At 66.6% G+C, this 21597-nt stretch carries 23 protein-coding genes; 8 read left to right on the top strand and 15 right to left on the bottom strand.

Features of this window, described 5'->3' with window-relative positions; translation table 11 throughout:
* Positions 1–14: 14 nt before the first annotated feature.
* The 3 genes from AXA68_RS03095 to sod all read left to right on the top strand — a co-directional run bounded on the left by AXA68_RS03095 (position 15) and on the right by sod (position 2660).
* Complete coding sequence (locus AXA68_RS03095; RefSeq protein WP_066412695.1) at positions 15–1064, top strand: TatD family hydrolase; 1050 nt, start codon at positions 15–17, stop codon at positions 1062–1064.
* A 136-nt stretch (positions 1065–1200) separates the two neighbouring features.
* Positions 1201–1878, top strand: coding sequence for a helix-turn-helix domain-containing protein (locus AXA68_RS03100; protein ID WP_066412698.1), 678 nt, complete (start codon positions 1201–1203; stop codon positions 1876–1878).
* A gap of 179 nt (positions 1879–2057) precedes the next feature.
* Positions 2058–2660, top strand: a complete 603-nt coding sequence (gene sod / locus AXA68_RS03105; protein WP_066412699.1) for a superoxide dismutase — start codon at positions 2058–2060, stop codon at positions 2658–2660.
* A gap of 181 nt (positions 2661–2841) precedes the next feature.
* Here sod and AXA68_RS03110 read toward each other — a convergent pair whose 3' ends face one another.
* Complete coding sequence (locus AXA68_RS03110; RefSeq protein WP_066412701.1) at positions 2842–3819, bottom strand: DUF7351 domain-containing protein; 978 nt, start codon at positions 3817–3819, stop codon at positions 2842–2844.
* 140 nt (positions 3820–3959) lie between these two features.
* On the opposite strand from AXA68_RS03110, the gene AXA68_RS03115 reads away from it, so the two are divergent.
* Positions 3960–4364: a (R)-mandelonitrile lyase gene (locus AXA68_RS03115; protein ID WP_066412703.1), complete on the top strand. Its 405-nt coding sequence runs from the start codon at positions 3960–3962 to the stop codon at positions 4362–4364.
* 131 nt (positions 4365–4495) lie between these two features.
* Positions 4496–5260, top strand: coding sequence for an SDR family oxidoreductase (locus AXA68_RS03120; protein WP_066412705.1), 765 nt, complete (start codon positions 4496–4498; stop codon positions 5258–5260).
* An 85-nt stretch (positions 5261–5345) separates the two neighbouring features.
* Here the strand turns inward: AXA68_RS03120 and AXA68_RS03125 are convergent, their stop codons facing one another.
* Together AXA68_RS03125 and AXA68_RS03130 are read right to left on the bottom strand one after the other, a co-directional pair.
* Complete coding sequence (locus AXA68_RS03125) at positions 5346–6233, bottom strand: fumarylacetoacetate hydrolase family protein (RefSeq protein WP_066412706.1); 888 nt, start codon at positions 6231–6233, stop codon at positions 5346–5348.
* 53 nt (positions 6234–6286) lie between these two features.
* On the bottom strand, positions 6287–7642 hold the full coding sequence (locus AXA68_RS03130; RefSeq protein WP_066412708.1) for an amidohydrolase family protein: 1356 nt from the start codon (positions 7640–7642) through the stop codon (positions 6287–6289).
* 149 nt (positions 7643–7791) lie between these two features.
* Between AXA68_RS03130 and AXA68_RS03135 the strand changes: the two genes are divergently transcribed.
* Complete coding sequence (locus tag AXA68_RS03135; protein ID WP_066412711.1) at positions 7792–8484, top strand: TetR/AcrR family transcriptional regulator; 693 nt, start codon at positions 7792–7794, stop codon at positions 8482–8484.
* Between the two features lie 82 nt (positions 8485–8566).
* Here the strand turns inward: AXA68_RS03135 and AXA68_RS03140 are convergent, their stop codons facing one another.
* Complete coding sequence (locus tag AXA68_RS03140) at positions 8567–9856, bottom strand: CaiB/BaiF CoA transferase family protein (protein ID WP_066412713.1); 1290 nt, start codon at positions 9854–9856, stop codon at positions 8567–8569.
* 67 nt (positions 9857–9923) lie between these two features.
* On the bottom strand, positions 9924–10319 hold the full coding sequence (locus tag AXA68_RS17235; protein ID WP_232745044.1) for a hypothetical protein: 396 nt from the start codon (positions 10317–10319) through the stop codon (positions 9924–9926).
* A gap of 609 nt (positions 10320–10928) precedes the next feature.
* Between AXA68_RS17235 and AXA68_RS03145 the strand changes: the two genes are divergently transcribed.
* Positions 10929–12788, top strand: a complete 1860-nt coding sequence (locus AXA68_RS03145) for a Cdc6/Cdc18 family protein (RefSeq protein ID WP_066412715.1) — start codon at positions 10929–10931, stop codon at positions 12786–12788.
* A 28-nt stretch (positions 12789–12816) separates the two neighbouring features.
* Here AXA68_RS03145 and AXA68_RS03150 read toward each other — a convergent pair whose 3' ends face one another.
* The 9 genes from AXA68_RS03150 to AXA68_RS03190 form a co-directional block, all read right to left on the bottom strand.
* Positions 12817–13812 (bottom strand): S26 family signal peptidase, encoded by a 996-nt coding sequence (locus tag AXA68_RS03150; protein ID WP_232745045.1) that lies wholly within the window; start codon positions 13810–13812, stop codon positions 12817–12819.
* A gap of 171 nt (positions 13813–13983) precedes the next feature.
* Entirely contained in the window at positions 13984–14283 is a 300-nt protein-coding gene (locus tag AXA68_RS03155) for a DUF5808 domain-containing protein (RefSeq protein WP_066412716.1), read from the bottom strand.
* A 71-nt stretch (positions 14284–14354) separates the two neighbouring features.
* Positions 14355–16121, bottom strand: coding sequence for a bifunctional N(6)-L-threonylcarbamoyladenine synthase/serine/threonine protein kinase (locus tag AXA68_RS03160; protein ID WP_066412718.1), 1767 nt, complete (start codon positions 16119–16121; stop codon positions 14355–14357).
* 12 nt (positions 16122–16133) lie between these two features.
* Positions 16134–16439, bottom strand: a complete 306-nt coding sequence (locus tag AXA68_RS03165; protein ID WP_066412720.1) for a 30S ribosomal protein S24e — start codon at positions 16437–16439, stop codon at positions 16134–16136.
* Positions 16440–16754: 315 nt separating this feature from the next.
* Complete coding sequence (locus AXA68_RS03170; protein ID WP_066418328.1) at positions 16755–17321, bottom strand: GTP-dependent dephospho-CoA kinase family protein; 567 nt, start codon at positions 17319–17321, stop codon at positions 16755–16757.
* 151 nt (positions 17322–17472) lie between these two features.
* A complete protein-coding gene (gene spt4, locus AXA68_RS03175; protein ID WP_066412722.1) occupies positions 17473–17670 on the bottom strand; it encodes a transcription elongation factor subunit Spt4 in 198 nt (65 codons plus the stop codon).
* Complete coding sequence (locus AXA68_RS03180) at positions 17670–18251, bottom strand: DNA-directed RNA polymerase (protein ID WP_066412724.1); 582 nt, start codon at positions 18249–18251, stop codon at positions 17670–17672. The genes spt4 and AXA68_RS03180 overlap by 1 nt, the downstream gene beginning before the upstream one ends.
* Positions 18252–18364: 113 nt before the next feature.
* On the bottom strand, positions 18365–18838 hold the full coding sequence (locus tag AXA68_RS03185; RefSeq protein ID WP_269799183.1) for a PIN domain-containing protein: 474 nt from the start codon (positions 18836–18838) through the stop codon (positions 18365–18367).
* Position 18839: 1 nt separating this feature from the next.
* A complete protein-coding gene (locus tag AXA68_RS03190; protein ID WP_066412727.1) occupies positions 18840–20084 on the bottom strand; it encodes a translation initiation factor IF-2 subunit gamma in 1245 nt (414 codons plus the stop codon).
* 224 nt (positions 20085–20308) lie between these two features.
* Between AXA68_RS03190 and AXA68_RS03195 the strand changes: the two genes are divergently transcribed.
* The gene (locus AXA68_RS03195; RefSeq protein ID WP_066412729.1) at positions 20309–20788 is read left to right on the top strand and encodes a DUF5810 domain-containing protein; all 480 of its coding nucleotides are present in this window, start codon (positions 20309–20311) and stop codon (positions 20786–20788) included.
* Positions 20789–20936: 148 nt separating this feature from the next.
* Here the strand turns inward: AXA68_RS03195 and AXA68_RS03200 are convergent, their stop codons facing one another.
* Positions 20937–21362, bottom strand: a complete 426-nt coding sequence (locus AXA68_RS03200; RefSeq protein ID WP_066412731.1) for a hypothetical protein — start codon at positions 21360–21362, stop codon at positions 20937–20939.
* Positions 21363–21597 lie beyond the last annotated feature (235 nt).

The following is a 21597-nucleotide window of genomic DNA, read 5'->3' on the forward strand; positions in this document are numbered from 1 at the left end:
ACAACGGGAAACTCATGCCCGCGTCCGACCCCCCCACGTCCAGTCCGACGAGGCGACCGACCGACGCCGCGTACCTCGCCGAGCGGTCGCCCGAGACGACCGACGGCGGATCGCTGCCGGACCTCCCGTCCGAACTGCTGAATCTGCCGTGGATCGACCCGCACAACCACGCGCAGACGCTCTCGTGGTCGGACCGCGAGCGGTACGCGCTCTCCGGCTGTCGGTCGATGCTGATGGTGTCGTCGGGGTACCACTGGACCCCGTACAAGCCCGTCGAGGCGAGCGACGTTCGGTTCCTGTGGGACGACGCGATCAACCGGAGACGGGCCATCGAGCGCAACCACTTCTTCGAGGCGAAACTGGGGCTCGGCGTCCACACGGGCGTCCGGATCGAGGACCCCGACGAAGTCCTGGCGGCGATGGACGACTACTGCGCGCTCGAGGAGGTCGTCGCCGTCGGCGAGACGGGCGTGACGCCGAGCCAGCACGTCGAGCGCTGGGACGTCGACGAACAGCAGGCGGTCGTCGAAGCGCAGATGGAACTCGCCGCCGAGCACGACCTCCCCGTCCTCCTCCACACGCCGAACACGTCGGGCGAATCGAAACGCGAGTACCGCGACGACCTCGGCGTCACGCCCGGCTACGAGAAGAACGCGGGGCTCGGCGCGGAGCCAGTCCTCGACGGCGAGAACCCGGCGCTGGAGGCCGTAAAGCGAGACCTCGAGGCGGCCCGCGACGCCGGGCTCGACGAGGAGCGGATCGTCGCCTCGCACGCGGACGCGAACAACGTCGACTACCTCATGGCGGAGACGGACTGCTACCTGAGTTTCACCATCGGCCACTCGTGGCTGATCGGCGTCGACGCCGCGGACGTCGCGAACGCCATCGACGAGTACGGCCCCGAGCGGATCACCGTCGACACCGACTGCGCGAACGTGCTCCGGACCGACCCGTACGCGGTGAAGCGGGCCGTCTTCGAGCTGTACCGCTACGGGATCGACGTCGACGACATCCGCACCGTCGTGTACGAGAACCCGCGGGACGTGTTCGGGCTGGCGGAGTAGTCCCGTCGAGGAGAGCCCGGGATCGAACGGAGACGAGAGTCCGGCCGACGCCGGGAGGAACCGAAGCGGTCGGATCCAGGGATCGTCGCCGGGAGCGTCACGACGCTTAATTGTCCGCGACGCGTATTTCACCGCCATGACCGTCAGAACGGAATTTCGGCTTCGTTCGGCCGCGCTCCCGCTCGTCAGCATCCCGGCGACCCTCCCGCCCGAGGAGATCGAGTGTACCCACGCGCTCTGTCTCGAGCCGGACGCGCGGGTGTTTCACGTCGAGATCGACGCCGAACACGACGTTTCCGAGGCGGAACTCGACGCGCTCGAGGAGGTCGTCACGGTGACGCCGCTCGGAGAGCGGCGGGAGCGATCGGCGTTCAAGCTCACGGTCGAACTCGACGACGCGATCGCGCCGGCGTTCGACCCCGAGCGATTCGACGGTGCGAAGATGAAGTCCACGACCATCACCGCGGACGGGTGGCGCGAGACGAAGGAGTTCAGAGACTACGAGACGTTCCACGACTTCCACACTACCTTCGAGAACCACGGGATATCGGTCGATCTGATCTCGATCACGTCCGACCAGTTCCCGCCCAACGACGCGGCGAGGGACGGGCTGACGGACCGACAGCGGGAGGCGCTGGAGCTCGCGGTCTCTCGCGGCTACTACGAGAGCCCGCGACAGGTCACGGCCGCGGAGCTCGCCGAGGAGCTGGACATCTCCCAGCCGTCCCTGTCGAGTCTGCTTCGGCGTGGCGAGCGTCGGCTCCTCACCGCCTCGCTCGAGGGACGAGCGCCCGACATCGCCGAGTCCTCCTGACCGAGCCGAACCGATCGGTCGCGGCGCGGATCATCGGCAACGCGCCGCGCTCGGAGAGAGCTTTCGTGGCCTCGAAGCCGAGCCCGCCGTTCGCGTCCCAGACATGACACATCAGCTACCATAACGAGATACAGAAAACGCTCATGTCTCTCTCCCCCGTGATCGATACTGGCGATAGCATGGCAGACTACGAACTCGATCCGCTTCCGTACGAGTACGACGCGCTGGAACCGCACATCTCCGAGCAGGTGCTCGAATGGCACCACGACACCCACCACCAGGGGTACGTAAACGGGTGGAACTCGGCCGAGGAGACGCTCGAGGCCAACCGCGAGGAGGGTGACTTCTCCTCGTCGGGCGGCGCGATCCGCAACGTGACCCACAACTCCTCGGGGCACATCCTCCACGACCTGTTCTGGCAGAACATGTCGCCGGAGGGCGGCGACGAGCCCACCGGGGCGCTCGCCGACCGCATCGAGGAGGACTTCGGCTCCTACGAGGCCTGGAAGGGCGAGTTCGAGGCGGCGGCCTCCGCGGCGGGCGGCTGGGCGCTGTTAGTCTACGACACGTTCTCGAACCAACTCCGCAACGTCGTGGTCGACAAACACGACCAGGGCGCGATCTGGGGCGGTCACCCGATCCTCGCGCTCGACGTCTGGGAACACTCCTACTACCACGACTACGGCCCGGCCCGCGGCGAGTTCGTCGACAACTTCTTCGAGGTCGTCGACTGGGAGGAGCCGGCCGCCCGCTACGAACAGGCCGTCGAACTGTTCGAATAGCTGTACAGCGACGGATAGCACTTCGTCCTCCACCGTGGGCATCATCGGTGGGCGTATCGGCCGGTTTCGTCGGTAGGCGTCATCGGCCGATTTCGTCGGCCGGCTGATGAAGCCGGCCGTTTTCGACGTCAAACACGAGCCGTGGAACCGCTCGGTTCAGTGAGTCGTGGAACCGCTCGGTTCAGTACGAGAGCCGTTCGTGTCGTGCCGTTTCGATCACTGAGAGGGAATCGTCAAGCACGATACGGAGTTCGTCGCCGTCACACTGGATGTTGATGCGTAGACGTAGCGGGTCCTCCGACACCACCGTCGTATGCTCATCGCTCACACACCACTCGAAGTGCCAGAACGGTTCCGTGCTCAGGTCGATACCGCGTTCGGAGTGGAACATGAGTACCTCGGCGTTATCGAGCAGATTCACGCCCACGCTGGACTGGAGATCGTATCCACATCGCTGGCAGGTGTGCTCGACGATCACGTCGAGGCGTCCGTCTCGTGCCGGTTCGTAGACGAGTTCGGTGTCGACCGACCCGGTACACTCGGGGCAGACGCCGTCCGCGGCCATACAGTAGTGGTGGCGAACGTAGTGATGGAACGCCTGGAGGAGCTCCGCGGGCGTTCGCTCGTCGATCCCGCCGGGAGGAAACGGATACCTCACGAGAACCGTCGCGCAATCGACGCAGGCGATCGTGAGAACCTCGTCGACGTACCACCCGTGTAGGTCCCCCTCACAGCGGTGACAGTCCCCGTCGACCGGAAAGAACCCGAGTTGAGTGCGGTCGGTGAGCGTCCCGGCAAAGATCGAGCTGACCACCTTTCGACCGGGATGACGGAACTCGTAGCCGTCCTCGCTCCGTTTGATGAAGTGGCCAGTGAGCTTCTGGAGGTGATAGTTGAAGTTGGCGCTGTCCTCGATGTCGACCCGTTCGAACAACTCGGTGAAGCCCACCGGCGACGCGTCGGCGTTCGCCGCCGACATCGCCTGGAGGATCTCGATACGGGTGTCGCTCCCGAGCAGCGAGAACGCCTCCGCGGGAAGCATCCCCTCGTCGGTGAACTCCGTTCCGAGGTGTCCCTCCTCCGGGAGGGACTGCGAGTTTTCCTCGATATCGTCGTCGATCTCGCTCTCGGAGTCCACCTCGTGGCCGAACCGGCTCATATCTGATGTCGCGCTGGCTTCCCGGTAAACCTATTGGTGATCGTTCGCAAGGGCCGTCCTCGCGTTCGGTCGGCTCACTTAACCACCCTTTCTGTATAGGATCGCAGCCAAGGCGCGCGACGTTCAAACGACGGATCGACATGGACGTCATCGAAATCGGCTCACGGCCCTCCGTCGACGGTCCCGACGAGTACTTCACGGGCGACACGCGGATCGATCCGCTGTTCGACGCACACGACGATGCTAACGCGACGGCGGCGAACGTCACGTTCGAGCCGGGCGCTCGGACCGCGTGGCACACCCATCCGCTCGGACAGCGGCTGATCGTGACGAGCGGCTGTGGGCTGGTCCAGCGCGACGGCGGAGCGATCGAGCGGATCCGAGCGGGCGACGTGGTCTGGTTCCCCCCGGACGAGAAACACTGGCACGGTGCGACGCCGGACAACGCGATGACGCACATCGCCGTTCAGGAGGAACGGGATGGGGAGGCCGTGACCTGGCTGGAACACGTCACCGACGAGGAGTACCCGGATTCGGAGGGGTAACCCGACCGCCGCGACCGGGTCCACGGTCCGGTCCGTCGCGACGGCGACGTGTTCTCCGCGCGCCGACGGCATTTAAAGGTGCTTTCAGTATAGGGGAACGGGGAAGCCTCCGAGCGGCGTCCCTTCGATCGATGACAACGGAGTTCGGTTCGGAACTGGACGGACAGGTCGCGGTGGTCACCGGCGCTTCCTCCGGCATCGGCAGTGCGACCGCCGAGTCGCTCGCGACCCGAGGCGCGAGCGTCGTCCTCGCCGCTCGACGGAGGGACGAACTCGAGGCGCTCGCCGATCGTATCGAGGAAGGCGACGGCGAGGCGCTCGTCGTCCCGACGGACGTCACCGACGACGACGACATCGACGAGTTGGTCGAGGCGACGCTCGACGAGTACGGTCGAATCGATATCCTCGTGAACAACGCCGGCGTGATGCCGCTCGCACACATCGCGGAGGCGGACCGCGAGACGCTTCAGACGACCATCGACGTGAACCTCAGCGGGCTCATCACGCTCACACACGCCGTCGTTCCGACGATGATGGAACAGGGGAGCGGCCACGTCGTCAACCTCTCCTCCGTCGTCGGGCGGTTCCTCCAGGAGAACAGCGCCCACTACAACGCGGCGAAGGCGGGCGTGAAGACGTTCGGCGACTCGCTCCGCCTCGACATCGCGGACGCGGGCATCCGCGTCGCCACTATCGAGCCGGGCGCGGTCGACACCGAACTCCTCGACCACATTCCCGACGAGGAGCTCCAGGCGGGCGTCAAGGAGTACGTCGGGTCGATGGACGCGCTCGCGCCGGAGGACATCGCCCGGACCATCACCTTCGTCGTCACGCAACCGGAGCGCGTCGACATCAACGAAGTCCTGATCCGCCCGCTCGATCAGGTCCAGCCCTGATCCCGTTCCGACGGCGCTCGATCCATCGGAACCGTCGGGTGCCGGTGGTCCTCGCGAGCGTGCGGGCTCGCGTCGAGCCGCCGGCTCACTCCGTCTCGAACGAGTTCGTCAGTTCGCCGACGCCCTCGACGCCGATGGTCACCGTATCGCCGTCGCCGAGCAGGACCGGCGGCTCGCGGTAGACGCCGACGCCGGGCGGCGTACCTGTGAAGACGAGGTCGCCGGGCTCGAGCGTGAACGCTCGGCTACAGAACGATATCAGCTCGTCGACGCCGAAGATGAGGTTCGCGGTCGACGACTCCTGGAGGCGCTCGCCGTTGATCTCGGCGAAGATCTCGAGGTCGTGCGGGTCGTCGATCTCGTCGGTCGTGACGAGGTCGGGACCGGTCGGCGCGAAGGTGTCGAGGCTCTTGCCGCGGACCCACTGGCCGTCGCCGTGCTGGAGGTCGCGCGCGGAGACGTCGTTGCCGACGGTGAACCCCGCCACGTGGTCCATGGCTTCCTCGGGGTCGACCCGGCGGGCGCGCTCGCCGATCACGGCGACGAGTTCCGCCTCGTAGTCGACCTTCTCGGTGTAGTCGGGGTCCCACCGGACCGGGTCGTCAGGGCCGACGACCGAGGTGGGGAACTTCGAGAAAAGGACCGGCTCGTCCGGGATGGGATTGTCCCCCTCCTCGGCGTGGTCGCGGTAGTTCAGCCCGACGCAGACGACCTTCTGCGGGTCGTCGACGGGGGCGGCGCGATCGAGGTCGGCCGGGTCGCGGGTTCCGACGCCGGTCTCCGCGGCGTACTCGACCGCGAGGTCGACCTTCCGTCGCCACTCCCAGTCGGCGAGGAGGTCGCTCGTTCGGGCGGGGATGTCGATCCCGGCGGCCTCCCCAGCCTCGGCGAGGTCGACGACCGCGCCGTCGTCAGTTCTGATGCCGCTCCAGGGGGTCTCCGCGTCCGTCGTTCGGTATTGTCCGATTCGCATGAGTTTGGGTAATGATACCGTGGTGGAGGTAGTGAAACGTTGGGATCCGGCAGTTACAGATCGATCCCGGCCTCCTCGATCAGGCGCTCGCCGGAGGCGACGAACCGGTCGAACTCCTCGTGAACCTTCGGGTTCGTCAGCTCGCCGTCGCGTTTGACGACCTCGCCGTCGACGAGGACGGTGTCGATGTGGGAGGGGTCCGACTGGAACACGACCGTCTGGACCGGCGAGTGCGAGGGCGCGGTCATGAAGTCGGAGGCGTCGAAGCAGACGAGGTCGGCGCGCTTGCCGGGCGTGATGGTGCCGATCTCGTCGTCCATGCCGAGCGCCTTCGCGCCCTCGATGGTGGCCATCTCGAGGGTGTCGCGCGCGGTGATGCTCACCCCGGTGACCTCCTCGTCGCCCTCCAGGACGGCCTGGTTGTCGAACATCCGCTGGAGCTGCATGCCGATCCGCATCTGGCTGCCCATGTCGCCGCTGACGTTCGAGCAGACGTCAACGCCCCACGTCGGGCGGCCGCCCGCCTCGAGCACCTTCCCGGTGACGGGGATGCCGTGACCCATCTGCATCTCGACCTCCGGCGTCGACGAGAAGGAGACCCCCTGCTCGACGGCGTGATCGACCTCCTCCTGGGCGAAGTGGTTCCCGTGGGCGACGTTGACGTCGGGACCGAGGAGGTCCTCGAGACAGCCGAAGCCCTGGTAGTCCCCGCCGTAGACGGAGGAGGGCCACAACGCCGCGCCCATGTGGATCGTCGCGAGCGCGTCGAGGTCTCGGGCCAGTTCCAGGTCGCCGCGGGCGGTCTCGTCGGTACAGAAGTCCGGGCCGCGGAGTCCGATCCCCAGGTCGAGTAGGTCGTCGTCGCGGATCTTCTCCTCGTCGAGGTCGCGGATCTTCGCTTCGGGGAGGCCGACGTCGCTCTCGTACCACCACTTCGCCGCGTCGTCGCCCGGCGGACCGTAGGTGTACACCGCGCGCAGTCCGGCGTCCTTCAGCGCGTCGACGGCGCGTTCGCCGTGTTCGAGCGTGTTGGGGTACGACCAGTCCAGGGCCGTGGTCGTCCCCGTGTGGAGTTTCTCGAAGGCACCGAAGAGGCCGCCGAGGTACATGTCCTCGGGTCGGTACAGCCCGGTGATGTTGCCGAGCATGTGGTCGAAGTACTCGCCCATGAGCGACCAGTCTCCGGCGATGCCCCTGACCTGCGTCTGTGCGAGGTGGATGTGCGAGTCGACGAAGCCGGGGACGACGACGTGGTCGCTGGCGTCGATCTCCTCGGCGTTCGACGCCGAGAGTCCGGGACCCACCTCGACGATCTCGCCGTCCTCGATCAGGACGTCGGCCTCGTCGAAGTCGCCCACCTCGGGGTCGAGCGAGACGACCGTCCCGTTCCGCACGATCGTTTGTGTCATGTTCGATGATAAGGTTTGACCAAGAGGTTAAAAGTTTACCGGGCGGTAAAGAGAGCGGTATCGCGGGCGCGGATGAGGTTGTTTGCCGGGCGGTGAAGGGAGTGCGATCGGAGCAATCGTATTATGTACGTCACACGTAGAGTATCGGTATGAGCGAATCATCGAGCGGATCGGCGAACGAGTCCGTCGAATCCGCCGAATCCGCCTCCGAGGGGTCCTCTTCCGAGGAGTCCACCGCGGACGACGCGGTCTCCTCGAAGGACACGAAGGAGGTGATCATGGAGGCGACCTTCCGCGCGCTGAGCAAGCACGGCTACAAGGACCTCCGGATGCGCGACATCGGCGAGGAGATGGACCTCACGCGGCAGGTGATCCACTACCACTTCGACGGGAAGTACGACCTCATGTCCTCGTTTCTCGAACACATCATCGACCAGTACGAGGGCAGCGTGGTCGTCGAACACGACGCCGACCCGCGGACCGAGCTCCGCGCGCGCGTCGACCAGTGTCTCTTCGGTCCCGAGTTCGAGGAGTTCGGCCACTGGGACCGGATGAAGGTGTACCACGAGCTGTACACGCAGGCGCAAAACGACGGGGAGCACCGCGAGGTGTTCAACGAACACTACGAGCGCATCCGTGGCAGCATCGTCGAGGTCGTCGAGGAGGGGATCGAGGAGGGCGTCTTCCGCGACGTCGACGCCGAACGGATGGGTCAGCTGATCACCGACGTGATCCACGCCGCCCGCGGCCGCCGGATCTCGCTCGGCCACGAGGACGCCCCCGAGGAGGCGCGAGAGGCGATGGACGAGTTCATTCTGGAGTCGCTAGAGCGGACCGAGTAGCCGAAACGGTCGTCATCGGCGTGGGTCTTCAATCGTCAACGGCGTGCGTCTTCAAGTGTGTCCCTCGCCGCAGACACACGCGTCAGGACTCGCTGTCAGTGGAGTCGTCGTCGACGTCGGTGGAGTCGTCGTCGACGGGGTTCTCCGGGTCGTCGCCGAACACGCCGAGTTCGGCGAGGCGGTCGATTTCCGTCTCGGAGTAGCCGTGTTCGCGGAACACCTCGCGGTTGTGCTCGCCGAGCAACGGCGGCGGGAGCTCGAAGCCGCTGTCGGCGTTGCGGAACTTGAGCGGGTGTTCGATCACGGGGACCTCGCCGAGTTCGGGATGGTCGATCTCGGTGATCGTTCCTCTGGCTTCGATCTGTGGGCTCTCGAGCGCCTCCTCGACGCTGTAGACGGGACCGGCCGGCACGCCGGCGTCCTCGGCGATGACCTCGATCCACTCGTCGGTGGTCTTGTCGGCGAGGGTGGCTTCGATCTCCGCCTCCAGTTCGTCGAGGTGCTCGACGCGGTCGGCGTTCATCTCGAAGCGCTCGTCCTCCGGGAGGTCGGGACGGTCGAGCGCCTCGCAGAGTTCTCCCCAGAGCTTCTCGTTGAGGATACAGATGTTGATGAAGCCGTCCTTCGTCTCGAACGTCTGGTAGGGGGCGAGGACGGGGTCCTTCGTCCCCATCCGCTTCGTCTCCTCGCCCGCGAACACCATCCCCGCCTGCTTGGTGAGCCACGGGAGGGTCGCCTCCAGCATGCCGAGGTCGATGTACTCGCCCTCCCCCGTCCGTTCCCGGCGATAGAGGGCGGTCGTCGCGCCGAACGCGGCCCACATCGCCGTGATCAGGTCCGTCATCGGCAATCCGACCTTCACCGGCTGGCGGTCCGGCTCGCCGGTGACGCTCATGATCCCGCTCATCCCCTGGATGAGGAGGTCGTAGCCGGAGCGTTCGCGCCACGGTCCCGTCTGTCCGAACGCCGAGATCGCGAGGTAGATCAGATTCTCGTTGTGGTCGGAGAGGGTGTCGTAGTCGACGTCGAGACGTTCGGCGGTGCCGGGTCGAAAGTTCTGGATGAAGACGTCCGCCTCCTCGACGAGTTCGTACAGCGCCTCCTTCGCCTCCGGGTTCTTCAGGTCGAGCTCGAGACTCTTCTTTCCGTAGCTCAACGTCCAGTAGTACGGCGATTCGCCTTTGATGAACGGCGGACCGGAATGCCGGACGGCGTCGCCGTATCCCGGTTGCTCGATCTTGACGACCTCCGCGCCCTGGTTCGCCAACATCGCCGAGCAGAACCCGCCGGTGACGAACGTCGAGAGGTCGAGGACGGTGACCCCCTCGAGGATCTTGCCGGACCGGGCAGCATCCCCGTCGTGGGCGGTCATCGCTTTCGCGCCCCCATCGTGGTCGTCGGGATCGTCAGGATCGTCGTGGACCCGTGTGGATCTGTACTCATGTGCGTCCTACCGTTTGTTGATCGGACGGTAAAACTATCGACGACGACCGTGACAGGTATCGAATCGTCTTCGCTCGGGCCGGCAGATCCCTTCTCTTCTCCACCCATTCTTCCCTCCACTCGTTTCCCTCCCTTTTCCTCCTTCCTCCCTTTTCCTCCCTTTTCCTCCCTTTTCCTCCATCCGTTTCTCCTTCTTCTCTCCACTCGTCCCCTCCCCCACCCCTTCGTTTCGAGTGGAACGAGGCACGGGAGTGGAGGGGTGGCGGAGATCCTGGCGGTGGTGGCGTCACGATCTGCTCGGAGAGGATTATATCTCCCTCAACAAAGCAAAAACAACAACTGAAACAACAATAATATCTTTTGTGTATTATCGAGGGTACTGTTTCGGTCATTATAACATAAATCCACCGATATCAGAAACCCATCTCACACCCCACCCCCACCTCAACGCGTTCCACCCGAAACGAAGGGGTGGGGGGTTGGGTGACGTGTCGGATACACGAACCGACGAGATGGAGTGGTGAAACGACGCGGTGATACGAACGGATGACGGTGATACGAACGGATGGAAAGGATCGACCGCACGGACGAGCTGACGACCTCGGATCGGCGACGAGTCGACGGGAGATCGGTCCAGGACGCCGGCGGGATCGGTTCGAGAGATCAGTGATCGGTCGGTGACCGATCGAGATAGTCGACTTCGAACGTCGATCGCTCCACACCGGAAGCCGACCGCCGCGAAACTGACGGGCCGCGAGTCGTGGACGTGGTTCCAGTATCGGTAGACGCGATCCGTGTGAGTTCCTCGATCGAGCCGGTCCGCGAGAGGGGACCGTTTCAACTCCAGAGAGGAACATTTTTGTACCTACTCTTCGTGCGGTTCGAGTGTATCAACTGGACGTGGTCGACGCCGAACCCGACCACGAATTCACGTTTCAGACCGGAGACGGCCTAAACCCGCACTTGCGATCATCGTCTCCACTTGAAACAAGGGGGTTCACATGGACGAAGGCGAGCACACATCGGGGGTCGACGGCGACATCACACCGGCCGACAGCGAGGAGTCGGACGGCGAGGAATCCGACGATAGCGACGGCTCGACCGGATCCTCGTCTCCGCAGCCATCCCCATCGTCGTTGGACCGAACGGGGGCAGATCGAGTGGAATCGGACGCCGACACGGATCGAGTGAAATCGGACGCCGACACGTTCGACGGAAACGGCTCCGGTTCCGGATCCGATATCGAATCCGATCCCGGTGACGACGTCGATGTAGTCGGCGAGGTCGACGTGGACGCCGTCGCGTCCGACGACTCCGGCCGAACTCCGGAGACCGGACCCGAAGCGTCGGGGCTCGGAAACGGCGGCCGCGACCGCTCGTCACCCGACGTCGACTTCGACGGCGTCGTCCTCGACAACGACGATGACGACGACAATCAGGGGCTGTTCGACGACCTCCTCTCCGGCGAGCCGATATTCGAGAACAAGGAGGTTCTCCGACCGTCGTACACCCCCCACGAGCTTCCCCACCGAAACGATCAGATCAACCGGATGGCGACGATCCTCGTCTCCGCGCTCCGTGGTGAGACCCCCTCCAACATCCTCATCTACGGGAAGACGGGGACCGGAAAGACCGCCTCGGCGAAGTTCGTCTCCCAGGAGCTCGAATCGACCTCACAGAAGTACGACGTGCCGTGCGAGGTCGAGTACATCAACTGCGAGGTGACCGACACGCAGTACCGGGTCCTCGCCCAGCTCGCGAACACGTTCATCGAGGAGAACCAGACGGTCATCGCCGACCGGCTCGCCCGGCTCGAGGAGCTTCGGGCGGACGCGACGGAAGCCACGCCGGACGCGACAGTCGACGCCACGGACGCGACCCGCGACAGCGCCGCCGCGCTCGCCGACACCGAGTTCGACTCGGTCGACGAACTGGACGATCGCATCGAGACGCTCGAGGCCGACGCCGACGAGATGGAGGAGGTCCCGATGACGGGGTGGCCGACCGACCGCGTCTACTCGACGTTCTTCGAGGCGGTCGACTACCACGAGCGCGTGGTCGTGATCATGCTCGACGAGATCGACAAGCTCGTCGAGAAGAGCGGCGACGACACCCTGTATAACCTCTCGCGGATGAACTCCGAGCTCGACAACTCCCGCATCTCGATCATGGGGATCTCGAACGACCTGAAGTTCACCGACTTCCTCGACCCGCGGGTCAAATCCAGCCTCGGCGAGGAGGAGATCGTCTTCCCGCCGTACGACGCGAACCAGCTCCGTGACATCCTCCAGCACCGCGCCGACATCGCGTTCAAGGGTGACGCGCTCACCGACGACGTGATCCCGCTGTGTGCGGCGTTCGCCGCCCAGGAACACGGGGACGCGCGCCGCGCGCTCGACCTCCTCCGGACCGCCGGCGAGCTCGCGGAGCGCTCCCAGGCGGAGATCGTCGCCGAGAAGCACGTCCGACAGGCCCAAGACAAGATCGAGCTCGACCGCGTCGTCGAGGTCGTCCGGACTCTACCGACCCAGAGCAAGATCGTCCTGTTCGCCGTGATCCTCCTCGAGAAGAACGGCGTCCACAACATCAACACCGGCGAGGTGTTCAACATCTACAAGCGGCTCTGCGAGGAGATCGACGCCGACGTGCTCACCCAGCGCCGCGTCACCGACCTCATCAGCGAGCTCGACATGCTGGGGATCGTCAACGCGGTCGTCGTCTCGAAGGGGCGGTACGGCCGAACCAAGGAGATGGGGCTCTCAGTGCCAGTCGAGGAGACCGAGGCGGTCCTCCTGTCCGACTCGCGGCTCGGCGACATCGAGAACGCGCAGCCGTTCGTTCAGGCTCGCTTCGACAACTGACTCCGGCGACCGAAGCCCGGACCCCGGCTCACGCGGCGACGGAATCGATCGCTGGCGACGTGACGGCACCGCCTCCCGGCGACGCGCCGGTACTGCCTCCCGAGAACGCGACGATGCCGCCCCCCGGCGACACGACGACCGCGCCGAGCACGTCGCTCACTTCCGCCTGTCCGGTCGTGATCAGCCGGACGTATCCGAGGTACGGCACCCGGAGTCTGGCGACCCCCGTCACCCACTCGGCGGCGACGGGTTCGGCGAGGCCGTTGGCCTGGTCGTACTGGCGGTTGTTGTCGCCGAGCGTGACGAACCCGGCGTGCGGCGCGGGGCAGTTCCGGAGTTCACCGCAGTCGTCGGCGTTGTGATATCGGTCGTCGGCCCGATCGTACCAGTTCTCGCCCTCCTCGACGTGAAACATCGCGCGGTGGATGATCGGCGACGCCTGCCTCCCCGGCGGCTGGTAGATCACGACCGACCCGTAGTCGCCGAAGGTTCGGTACCCGCTCTCCTCGCCGGTCTCGTGGGTCACGACGCCGAGGTCGTTGTCGGCGGCGTCGGGTGCGAGCCGTCCGGGTTCGGTGACGAACACGAGATCGCCGGTGTTCATGTTGGGCTCCATGCTCGGCGACTCGACCGCGACCATCGGGGGCCACACCCCGCTGACCGCGAACAGGATGGCTCCGATCAGGAGCACGACCGCGACGCTCGAGAGCATCTCCCGGAGCCACATGAGCGGCCCCTCCATGTCGTGACGGAACCGGTAGAACAGCCCCGGATCCCCGTCGTCGATCCCGGTTCCCCTCGTCAGTTCGTCGTCGTCGGAGGAGCCGTCGTCGATCGGATCGATACCGCTCGGATCACGGTCGACCGGCTCGTCGGCGTCGGTCGGGTCGTCGACATCGAACGAGTCGTCGCCGTCGAGCGAGTCGTCGACGGCGACCGGATCGCCTCCATCCGAGCCGCCGTCGGCCGGATCGTCGTCGAGCGAGTCGTCCCCGCTCGACGCCGGCCGATCTTCGGGGTCCATCGTTCCGGGTTTGGCGGTTTCCGGTCATAAGCTTCCGGGTCATCGCTCGAGCGGTCCGCCCACGGCTTCCGAGGCGTCGACCGTCATCGACCGCGGTAGAAAAGCGCGCGGAACGCCGACGTTCTCCCGTGGCGTCGGTTCTCGTTCGAGACGCCGGTTCCCGGCGGAGCCTCAGTCGTCGTCGACGATCACTTCGACGGGACCGGAGTCCTCGTCGTCGGACTCGCTCGGGGTCCCTCCCGATCCGGCCGTCTCCGACCCCTTCTGTTGCCAGTAGAGACCGCCCGCGACCGCGAGGACGACCCACGAACGCCAGTTCGCGAGGTTCAGCGTGTAGCCGATCCCGAACGGCTTCTCGACCAACATTCCCTTCTCCGGCTGCCAGTACGACGAGAGGAGCCGACCGAGGCTCGGTCGATCGAAGTTGTACGGGATCCCGAGTATCTCTCCCGACGACGGTTTGTCTGCCATACGCGTACTTCACGCGCCGGGGATAAAAATCGTGTCGGCGGCGGACCGTTCGGCGGTACGGTTCCGACCCCTCAGCGGTACCGACCCCGACGCCGAACCTCGCGGAGTCGGTCGAGGACCGCCTCCTCTCCTTCCTCCTCGTATCCCTCCTCGAAGGCGTCCACGAGCCGATCGGACCCCGTCGCCGTCGCGGTCACGGACCCCTCGAACACGTGGAGGTCCATCGCGTGGTCCTCGACGTGTCCGGTGTGGTATCCCAGACCGAAGTCGATGAGGTACGTCGGAGCGTGGGAGCTCCCGGAGTCGGATCCGTCGTTCCCGATCCTGACGTTTCGCGTCGTGGGGTCGCCGTGAACGAACCCCGCGCGGTGGAGCCGCGCGAGGTGTCGACCCACGGACCGGACAGCCCGAACCGTCCGCGTCGCCGAACTCTCCTGGTCTCTCTCCTCGTCGTCGCGGAGATCCGCCGCGAGGTCGCGGTCCCCGACGTACTGGAGGGTCAGCGTCGCCTCCGGTACGTCGACGTCGTACACGAGCGGCGTCGGCACGCCGGCCCGACGCGCCTCGCTCGTCAGCCGAGCCTCGGCGACCGTCCGATCCCGCCGGAGCGAACGGTCCAACCCCGGATGTCGGTACTCCTTCGGGATCCGGCGCTTCCGAACGATCGCTCCGTCGACGATCCCCTCGACGAGTCCGGCGTCGTCGGCGTCGACGACCTCGACGATCGCCTCGGCCCCTCGGCCGTCGAGGTCGTTCCCGCGGTCGCGTCCACGGTCGCTTCCGACCCGAGCGACCGACGACTCGTCGTCCCGCCACGTCACCGGCACCTGATCCGGCCGGAAGTTCGGGTCGATGCGCGACTCGCGGACCGCGAGGGTGTCGCCCGCCGCCGCCATCTGCGCGCCGAGCACCGCGATCATTCCGGCGTTGTCGCGGAGGTACCGGGGATCGGGCGCGTGAAACGCCGCGCCGCGGGCCGCGCACATCTCCGCGAGCATCTCGCGGAGCCGGTCGTTCTGGCCGACGCCCCCGCCCAACACGAGCTCGTCGGCCCCGGTCAGCGAGAGCGCCCGCTCGGAGACCTCCGTGAGCATGGCGAAGACGTGCTCTTGAAGCGAGAAACAGATCTCCTCGACCGGCTCGCCGGCGTCGTACGCGTCGTTCGCCGCAGAGCTGATCCCCGAAAACGAGAAGTCCATTCCCTTGACGACGTACGGCAGCTCGAGGAGGTCGGTCGCACTCGATGAGTCGCTTCCCTCGGTTGCGGCGTCACCTCCCGACGCCTCCGCGGCGGCGGCCTCGACCTTCGGTCCGCCGGGATGGGTCCACCCGACGTGGCGAGTGAACTTGTCGATCGCGTTGCCGACGCCCGCGTCCATGGTCTCGCCGAGGACGCGGTATCGGCCGTCGTGATACCCCAGAAGGTGGGCGTTCGCGCCCGAGGCGTTCAGACACACCGGGTTCGAGAAGCCCGACTCGTGGCGGCCGATCTCGAGGTGAGCGACCATGTGGTTGACGCCGACGAGCGGCACGTCGAGCGCGCCCGCGAGCGAGCGCGCGGCGGTCCCGACCGTCCGCAGACACGGCCCGAGTCCGGGCCCGCGCGAGAAGGCGACGGCGTCTATCGCGTCCGGGCCGTACTCGGCCTCCGCGTGGTCGAGGACCGTCTCGACGACCTCCGGGATGGCCTCGGACATGTGTTCCGCGGCCTCGCGCGGGTGAATGCCGCCGCTATCGGGTTCGTACGGATCGGATTCGATGAAAGTCGCGTCGGTCCCGGCGTCGTGGAGGGCGGCGCTCGCGCACCACGCCGTCCCTTCGATGCCGAGGACCCGCATTCGGTCGTCGTCTCAGGCCTCTTCGCCGTCGTCGCCGTCGGCACCGATCTTGTTCCGTTCGAGCATGTATTCCTGCTCGACGTCGAGCGCGTCCGCCGCGGAGTCGTACACCTTCGCGTAGCCGACGGTCTTGCGCATCCCGAACTTCGTGTCGAGCTCGTGGACGACGACCTCCTCGGAGGCCTTGTCGAGTTTGGCGGCGAGCGAGTCGCGGACCGAGAGGCGGGAGGGGGTCGCCTCGTCGTGAACCGTCTCGAAGCGGATGTCCGTCCGGTGCAACATGGGGTTTTCTTCCTCGGAAATGATGTCGACGTCCATGGTTCAGTTACGTGTACTACCCTCCGAACGCTGTAAAAGGATTTCGAAGCGGGTGGAGGGCCGTCCGCACGGGTCTGCCGCCGGTTCGGCCGAGGTCTATCGCCGGTTCGGTCGTTCGGTTCGCGTCCCGTCGCTCGAACCCCTTGTCTTCCACTGGAACTCCCGAGGGTGACCGGGTACGAACCGCCTCGGTACGGCGATCCTCGACCCGACGAGCTCCTCTCCGATCCGGGACGAACACTTTCGCTCCGGACCGTCTCGGTCGCGCGGATCGCTACTGGAGGTCGCGGGCCGCCGAACCCGACCGGATCGCGTTCATTCCGTCAGCCCGAGCGCATCGACCGCGGCGTCGACGTCGCCGTCGAGCCTCTCGAACAGTTCGCGTCCCTCCCGCCGGCTCTCCGGGGTGACCGCGACCCGGACCATCCCCTCGCCGGGCTGTCCGTACACGACGCTCGCGCCGTCGGGAGCGGCGAGGATCGCCGGCAGCGCGGCCAGATCCTCCTCGCCGTCGACCTCGATCGTGACGGGATCCGGGTCCGCGAGGGCGTCGACGAGCGCCTCGAGGAGCGCGACGGAAAGCGTCGCGGCGGGGTTCTCGACGCGCACGCGTCTCTCGTCGCCCGCCGCGAGCGCGTCCGAGACCGCCGCCCGGACCGCCTCCCGCTTGGTCTTCCCGTCGACGAGCGCGACGTCCGGAACGCGACCGGCCTCCCGGAGGTGGTAGGTGACCACGTCGCCGACGGCGACGATCGGCGCGTCGGGAGCGTCGTGCTCCTCGCGACTCTCCGCCGCGGCCGCGAGCAGCGCGTCGGCGTCGGTCGTCACCGGGCCCATCGGCTCCTTGAACGCGTCTCGAAGCGAGTCCGGAAGGGTCACGATCGGGGTCGACATGGCGAGTCGTACGGCGGCGGCGTATGAAGAGTGGTGTGATCGTTCGGGGGCGCTCTGTGACCGTTCGGGGACGCTCCGACGAACCGCGCGGACGAGCGGGTCGGCGGCTATGGGTGCCGGCGGCTATCGGAGTCGGCGGCTACCGGACCTTCAGCGCGTACGATCCCGGCTTCGAGACGTTCATCTCCTCCGCGATCTGGCTCTCCTCGGGGTTCGTGACGATGACGTAGCCGGCCCAGTCCTCCGTCAGCGAGGAGGAGCCGCAGAGCTCACAGGTCTGTGCGTCCGGGTCGTTGACGTAGTGACACTCCCGACAGGCGAGCCGATCCTCCGCCATCAGTCGTCCTCCCCGGTCGTGCCGGCCTCGGCCCGCCGGCGGCGGTCGCTCTCGAGCCACTCGTGTTTGCCGAGCCCCGGCTGCTTGGCGGTGAGCCCGATCTTCGAGTCGCGCGGGTTCCGCTCGTCGACGCTCTTCGTGACGACCCGCACGCGCACCGCGTCGTCGACGCCGAGGCTCTTATCGGAGTCCGAGGAGGCGAGCTGCTGGTTCGCCCCGTCGAAGGTGAGGTACTCGTCGGTGATCTGCGAGACGTGGAGCAGGCCGTCGACCGGGCCGATCCCGACGAACGCGCCGAACTCGACCGTCTCGACGACCGTCCCGTCGACGACCTCCTGCATGTCGGGGTCGAAGGTGAGCGCGTCGAACTCGGCCTCGTAGTAGACGCCGGGGCGGTTGTGGAGGACCGCCCCTTCGCCGATGTCGTGGACCTCGATGACGCTCACGACGCTGCCGACCTCCTCGTCCATTCGTCCTTCCAGCTTGTCCTGGAGCAGGGCCTTCACCCGCTCGTCGGTGACGTCCGCCAGGTGCTCCGGCGGGACCTCGACCGTGTCCTTGAGTCGAACTCGTTTGTACATGTGCGTGGGTTGTGTCTGTGATCGCGTGTGTCGTCCGATCGCGCGTGTCGTCTCCGTCGTTCCTCCGCCGGTACCTCTCCGAGCCGCCGCGGTGGCCGTTCAGCCCGCCTCCGCTACGGGTCCGTTACCGTGAGTGTGTTCCGCCCCCGTAAACAGATTACCGGTGTGTCCGCGTCCAGTACCCGTTCCACGAGCGGCCTGTCGAGCGTGACCACGTACGCGGCCCGGCCCGACCGAGCCAGGTCGACGAGGGCGTCGTCCCCGTACGCGCCCTCGACGTCGACCGTCCGGGCCCGGTCCGCCAGGTCCGCCCCGACGCTCGCGGCGGTCGCCGCCTTCCCGGCGCCCGATCCGAGGTCGGCGAGCTCCTCGACGACCGCCGACGGCACGACCGGATCGTAGCTCCCGAGGAGCCGGTCGAGCTCCTCGAACAGCCGGACGTTCGCCTCGACCGGGGCCATCAGCGCGCTCGCGTCGAGCGCGACGACGGGGCGGTCGTCGGCGTCCGCGGGGTGGTCGCCGGCATCCGCAGGGCGATCGTCGCCGCCGGCCGGACGGTCGTCGCCGCCGGGGGTCGCGTCGGACACGCTACGACAGCGTCCCGACGCCGATCAGCCGCCACCGCGCGCCGACGCGGCGGTTGATCGCGATCTGTGCGCCCTCCTCGGCGCACACCGGGCGCTTGAGGCTGACCTCGCACTCGCCGTCGCGCGCGCTCGTCACGGCTCCGACGGTGGTCGCGGTGCCGACGGTCAACATGAGCGGCTCGCCGGTCGAGATCTCCTCGATGTCGCTCTCGCCGCTCTCGTCGTCCTCCTTGCCGACGACGCGGTCGAGGAGGTCGACCTGCATCTCGAACTCGTGTCGGGTCGGCGGGAGCGTTCCGGGCTCGCCGGCGACCTGGCCGGCGAGCGCGTCGCCCTTCGTCAGGCTGGGGTCGAGCCCCGTTCCGACGCCCAGCAGGCCGCCGGGCTTCGCGGAGTCGACGTTCCGCGTGCCCGCCTGGAGCGACCGGATCGAGGTCTCGAGCGGCCGCCACTCCGTCTGGCCCTCCTCCTCGACCTCGCGGCCGGGACGGATCTCGAGGCCGTCGCCGACCGACAGCTCGCCCTGGACGAGCGAGCCGCCGACGACGCCGCCCTTCAGCTCCTCGGCGGTCGCGCCCGGCCGGTTGATGTCGAACGACCGGGCCGCGAACATCCGGGCGTCCTCGTCGGGGTCGCGCTCGGGGGTCGGGATCTCCGACTCGATCGCCTGGATGAGCAGATCGAGGTTGACCTCCTGGCCCGCCGAGACGGGGACGATCGGCGCGCCCTCCGCGACGGTGCCCTCGACGAACTCGCGGATCTGCTCGTAGTTGTCGACGGCGCGGTCGCGGTCGACGAGGTCGACCTTGTTCTGGGCGATGACGATGTTCTCGATCCCGATGAGATCGAGCGCCATCAGGTGTTCCTCGGTCTGTGCCTGCGGGACGTCCTCGGTCGCGCTCACGACGAGGACGGCCCCGTCCATGATCGACGCGCCCGAGAGCATCGTCGCCATCAGCGTCTCGTGGCCGGGCGCGTCCACGAACGAGACGGTCCGGATCGGCTCGCTCTCGGAGCCGTCGGGGCACTCCTCGTCGGTCGTGTAACACTCGGGCTCGTCGACGCCGGGACAGCGGCGGAACGTCGCGTCCGCGTACCCGAGCCGGATCGAGATCCCGCGTTTCATCTCCTCGCTGTGCTGGTCGGTCCACGAGCCGGACAACGCCTGTACGAGCGTCGTCTTCCCGTGGTCGACGTGACCGACGAGACCGATGTTCACCTCCGGTTGTGTGTTGGCTTGGGTCACTGTGTTCCCTCCTAACGGAGCAGTCTTACCCGGATTTTCGCCCCGTGCGAGTGATAAAGTTGCTGTTATAGCGGCGTCAGGACTCCCCGTCTCCCCCGTTTCGAGTCGATCCGTGTCCTCCGGCGTCGGTCGGGATCGACGCCGGGTGCGAACCCGAACCGGACCGATGCCGTCCCCGCGGTTCCGACGCCGATATACGGCTCACGCCCGTAGCCGGGGCCACGATGGGATACGCGTGTCCGGTGTGTGCGACCCCGCAGCGCGACGGCGAGCACCTGGCGCACCACCTCGCGTTCACGGCGATGCTCCACGGCGACGACCACGAGGCGTGGCTCGACGAGCACGCCCCGGAGTGGGCCGCGGCCGAGCCGGCGGCGCTGGCGGAGGAGGTCGTCGAGCACGCGGAGCCCGCGGAGTACCACGAGGTGTTCGAGGACACGACCGACCGCGGCCGGCCGGCGGTGGACGCCGGGATGAGCGAGGGCGGCGGACACACACACAGCCACGCCCACGACCACTCGGGCCACGCCCGCGGTCACGGCGGCTCCGGCGGGATGGACCCCGAGACGGCGGCCGCCGTCGAGGAGGCGCGCGAACTGACGCGCGAGATGTACGAGGAGGGCGCGGGAGCGACCGATGCTGACGACGGGGACCACGCCGACGGTGAGAGTCGCGCCGAGGGCGGGGACGGCGACGGCAACTGATATCGACGAGTTCGTTCGTCCGACGGTGATTCCTCCCGGATCGTTTCAGCTCGTCAGTCGGCGATCCTCCCGCTCGATCGATCGTGCGAGTGTACCAGAGGCAAGACGTATATTCCACTGAACTACAGGTGGTTACGGTAGAGTAGAATCACCGTTCATCTGGGTTGAGCGACAAACCCAACTGGTCGCACACGTCTTCGAGCAGGGAAACGAGAGTGTCGGTTTGAGCAGATTCCGAACCCAGGTCCCAGCTCAAAGGCCCCAGTCCGGTTGCGCCGCCGCCTGCGATCACCGTTACAGACGCCTGATTCGTGTCTTTCTGCTCGATCACAATCGTCGCCTGGAGATCCGAGTTCGTCCGCAAGTAGTACTGTTCGGCTACGATGACATCAAATCCATCGCCTGAATGTCTCACTACGGATCTCCCGTCGCTCTGATCTGAACTCCCGTACAGTGACCCACCCAGCTGTACCGTTTTCTCTTCTTCCTCGTCGGTCTCGTGGAGGACGTTGTACAGTGACCCCGGCAGCTCCGCTACTGCTGTCCCCCGTACTTCCGCCACCTTTCGTTCCATTATCGCTACTGTGTAATCTGTGACACATAAAACCACCATCCCACCGTCGGTATGGATCGATCCGTAGATGGACTGTACTGAGCATCCGCGAGCGAAGCGAGCGGTTCACCGACGGAGCCGTCGAAGACGGCGGAGTCGGCTTTTTCCCTCCAGGTTTTTCGAGGAGCGGTTCCCGAAGCGAACGGAGTGAGCGCAGGGAACCCGACGAGAAAAAGGTGGAATCGAACGCCCTTTT

Origin of the sequence: Halorubrum aethiopicum, from assembly GCF_001542905.1 — an archaeon.
GTDB classification, from domain to species: domain Archaea; phylum Halobacteriota; class Halobacteria; order Halobacteriales; family Haloferacaceae; genus Halorubrum; species Halorubrum aethiopicum.

What these genes read in the sequence shown, in the direction of transcription:
- AXA68_RS03200 (WP_066412731.1), bottom strand. Translation starts at nt 21,362, where the DNA reads ATGGAACGAAAGGTGGCGGAAGTACGGGGGACAGCAGTAGCGGAGCTG.
- spt4 (WP_066412722.1), bottom strand. Translation starts at nt 17,670, where the DNA reads ATGGCGGAGGATCGGCTCGCCTGTCGGGAGTGTCACTACGTCAACGAC.
- AXA68_RS03165 (WP_066412720.1), bottom strand. Translation starts at nt 16,439, where the DNA reads ATGGACGTCGACATCATTTCCGAGGAAGAAAACCCCATGTTGCACCGG.
- AXA68_RS03160 (WP_066412718.1), bottom strand. Translation starts at nt 16,121, where the DNA reads ATGCGGGTCCTCGGCATCGAAGGGACGGCGTGGTGCGCGAGCGCCGCC.
- AXA68_RS03115 (WP_066412703.1), top strand. Translation starts at nt 3,960, where the DNA reads ATGGACGTCATCGAAATCGGCTCACGGCCCTCCGTCGACGGTCCCGAC.
- AXA68_RS03100 (WP_066412698.1), top strand. Translation starts at nt 1,201, where the DNA reads ATGACCGTCAGAACGGAATTTCGGCTTCGTTCGGCCGCGCTCCCGCTC.
- AXA68_RS03150 (WP_232745045.1), bottom strand. Translation starts at nt 13,812, where the DNA reads ATGGACCCCGAAGATCGGCCGGCGTCGAGCGGGGACGACTCGCTCGAC.
- AXA68_RS03125 (WP_066412706.1), bottom strand. Translation starts at nt 6,233, where the DNA reads ATGCGAATCGGACAATACCGAACGACGGACGCGGAGACCCCCTGGAGC.
- AXA68_RS03180 (WP_066412724.1), bottom strand. Translation starts at nt 18,251, where the DNA reads ATGTACAAACGAGTTCGACTCAAGGACACGGTCGAGGTCCCGCCGGAG.
- AXA68_RS03140 (WP_066412713.1), bottom strand. Translation starts at nt 9,856, where the DNA reads ATGACCGCCCACGACGGGGATGCTGCCCGGTCCGGCAAGATCCTCGAG.
- AXA68_RS03135 (WP_066412711.1), top strand. Translation starts at nt 7,792, where the DNA reads ATGAGCGAATCATCGAGCGGATCGGCGAACGAGTCCGTCGAATCCGCC.
- AXA68_RS17235 (WP_232745044.1), bottom strand. Translation starts at nt 10,319, where the DNA reads ATGACCGAAACAGTACCCTCGATAATACACAAAAGATATTATTGTTGT.
- AXA68_RS03145 (WP_066412715.1), top strand. Translation starts at nt 10,929, where the DNA reads ATGGACGAAGGCGAGCACACATCGGGGGTCGACGGCGACATCACACCG.
- AXA68_RS03155 (WP_066412716.1), bottom strand. Translation starts at nt 14,283, where the DNA reads ATGGCAGACAAACCGTCGTCGGGAGAGATACTCGGGATCCCGTACAAC.
- AXA68_RS03195 (WP_066412729.1), top strand. Translation starts at nt 20,309, where the DNA reads ATGGGATACGCGTGTCCGGTGTGTGCGACCCCGCAGCGCGACGGCGAG.
- AXA68_RS03110 (WP_066412701.1), bottom strand. Translation starts at nt 3,819, where the DNA reads ATGAGCCGGTTCGGCCACGAGGTGGACTCCGAGAGCGAGATCGACGAC.
- AXA68_RS03120 (WP_066412705.1), top strand. Translation starts at nt 4,496, where the DNA reads ATGACAACGGAGTTCGGTTCGGAACTGGACGGACAGGTCGCGGTGGTC.
- sod (WP_066412699.1), top strand. Translation starts at nt 2,058, where the DNA reads ATGGCAGACTACGAACTCGATCCGCTTCCGTACGAGTACGACGCGCTG.
- AXA68_RS03095 (WP_066412695.1), top strand. Translation starts at nt 15, where the DNA reads ATGCCCGCGTCCGACCCCCCCACGTCCAGTCCGACGAGGCGACCGACC.
- AXA68_RS03130 (WP_066412708.1), bottom strand. Translation starts at nt 7,642, where the DNA reads ATGACACAAACGATCGTGCGGAACGGGACGGTCGTCTCGCTCGACCCC.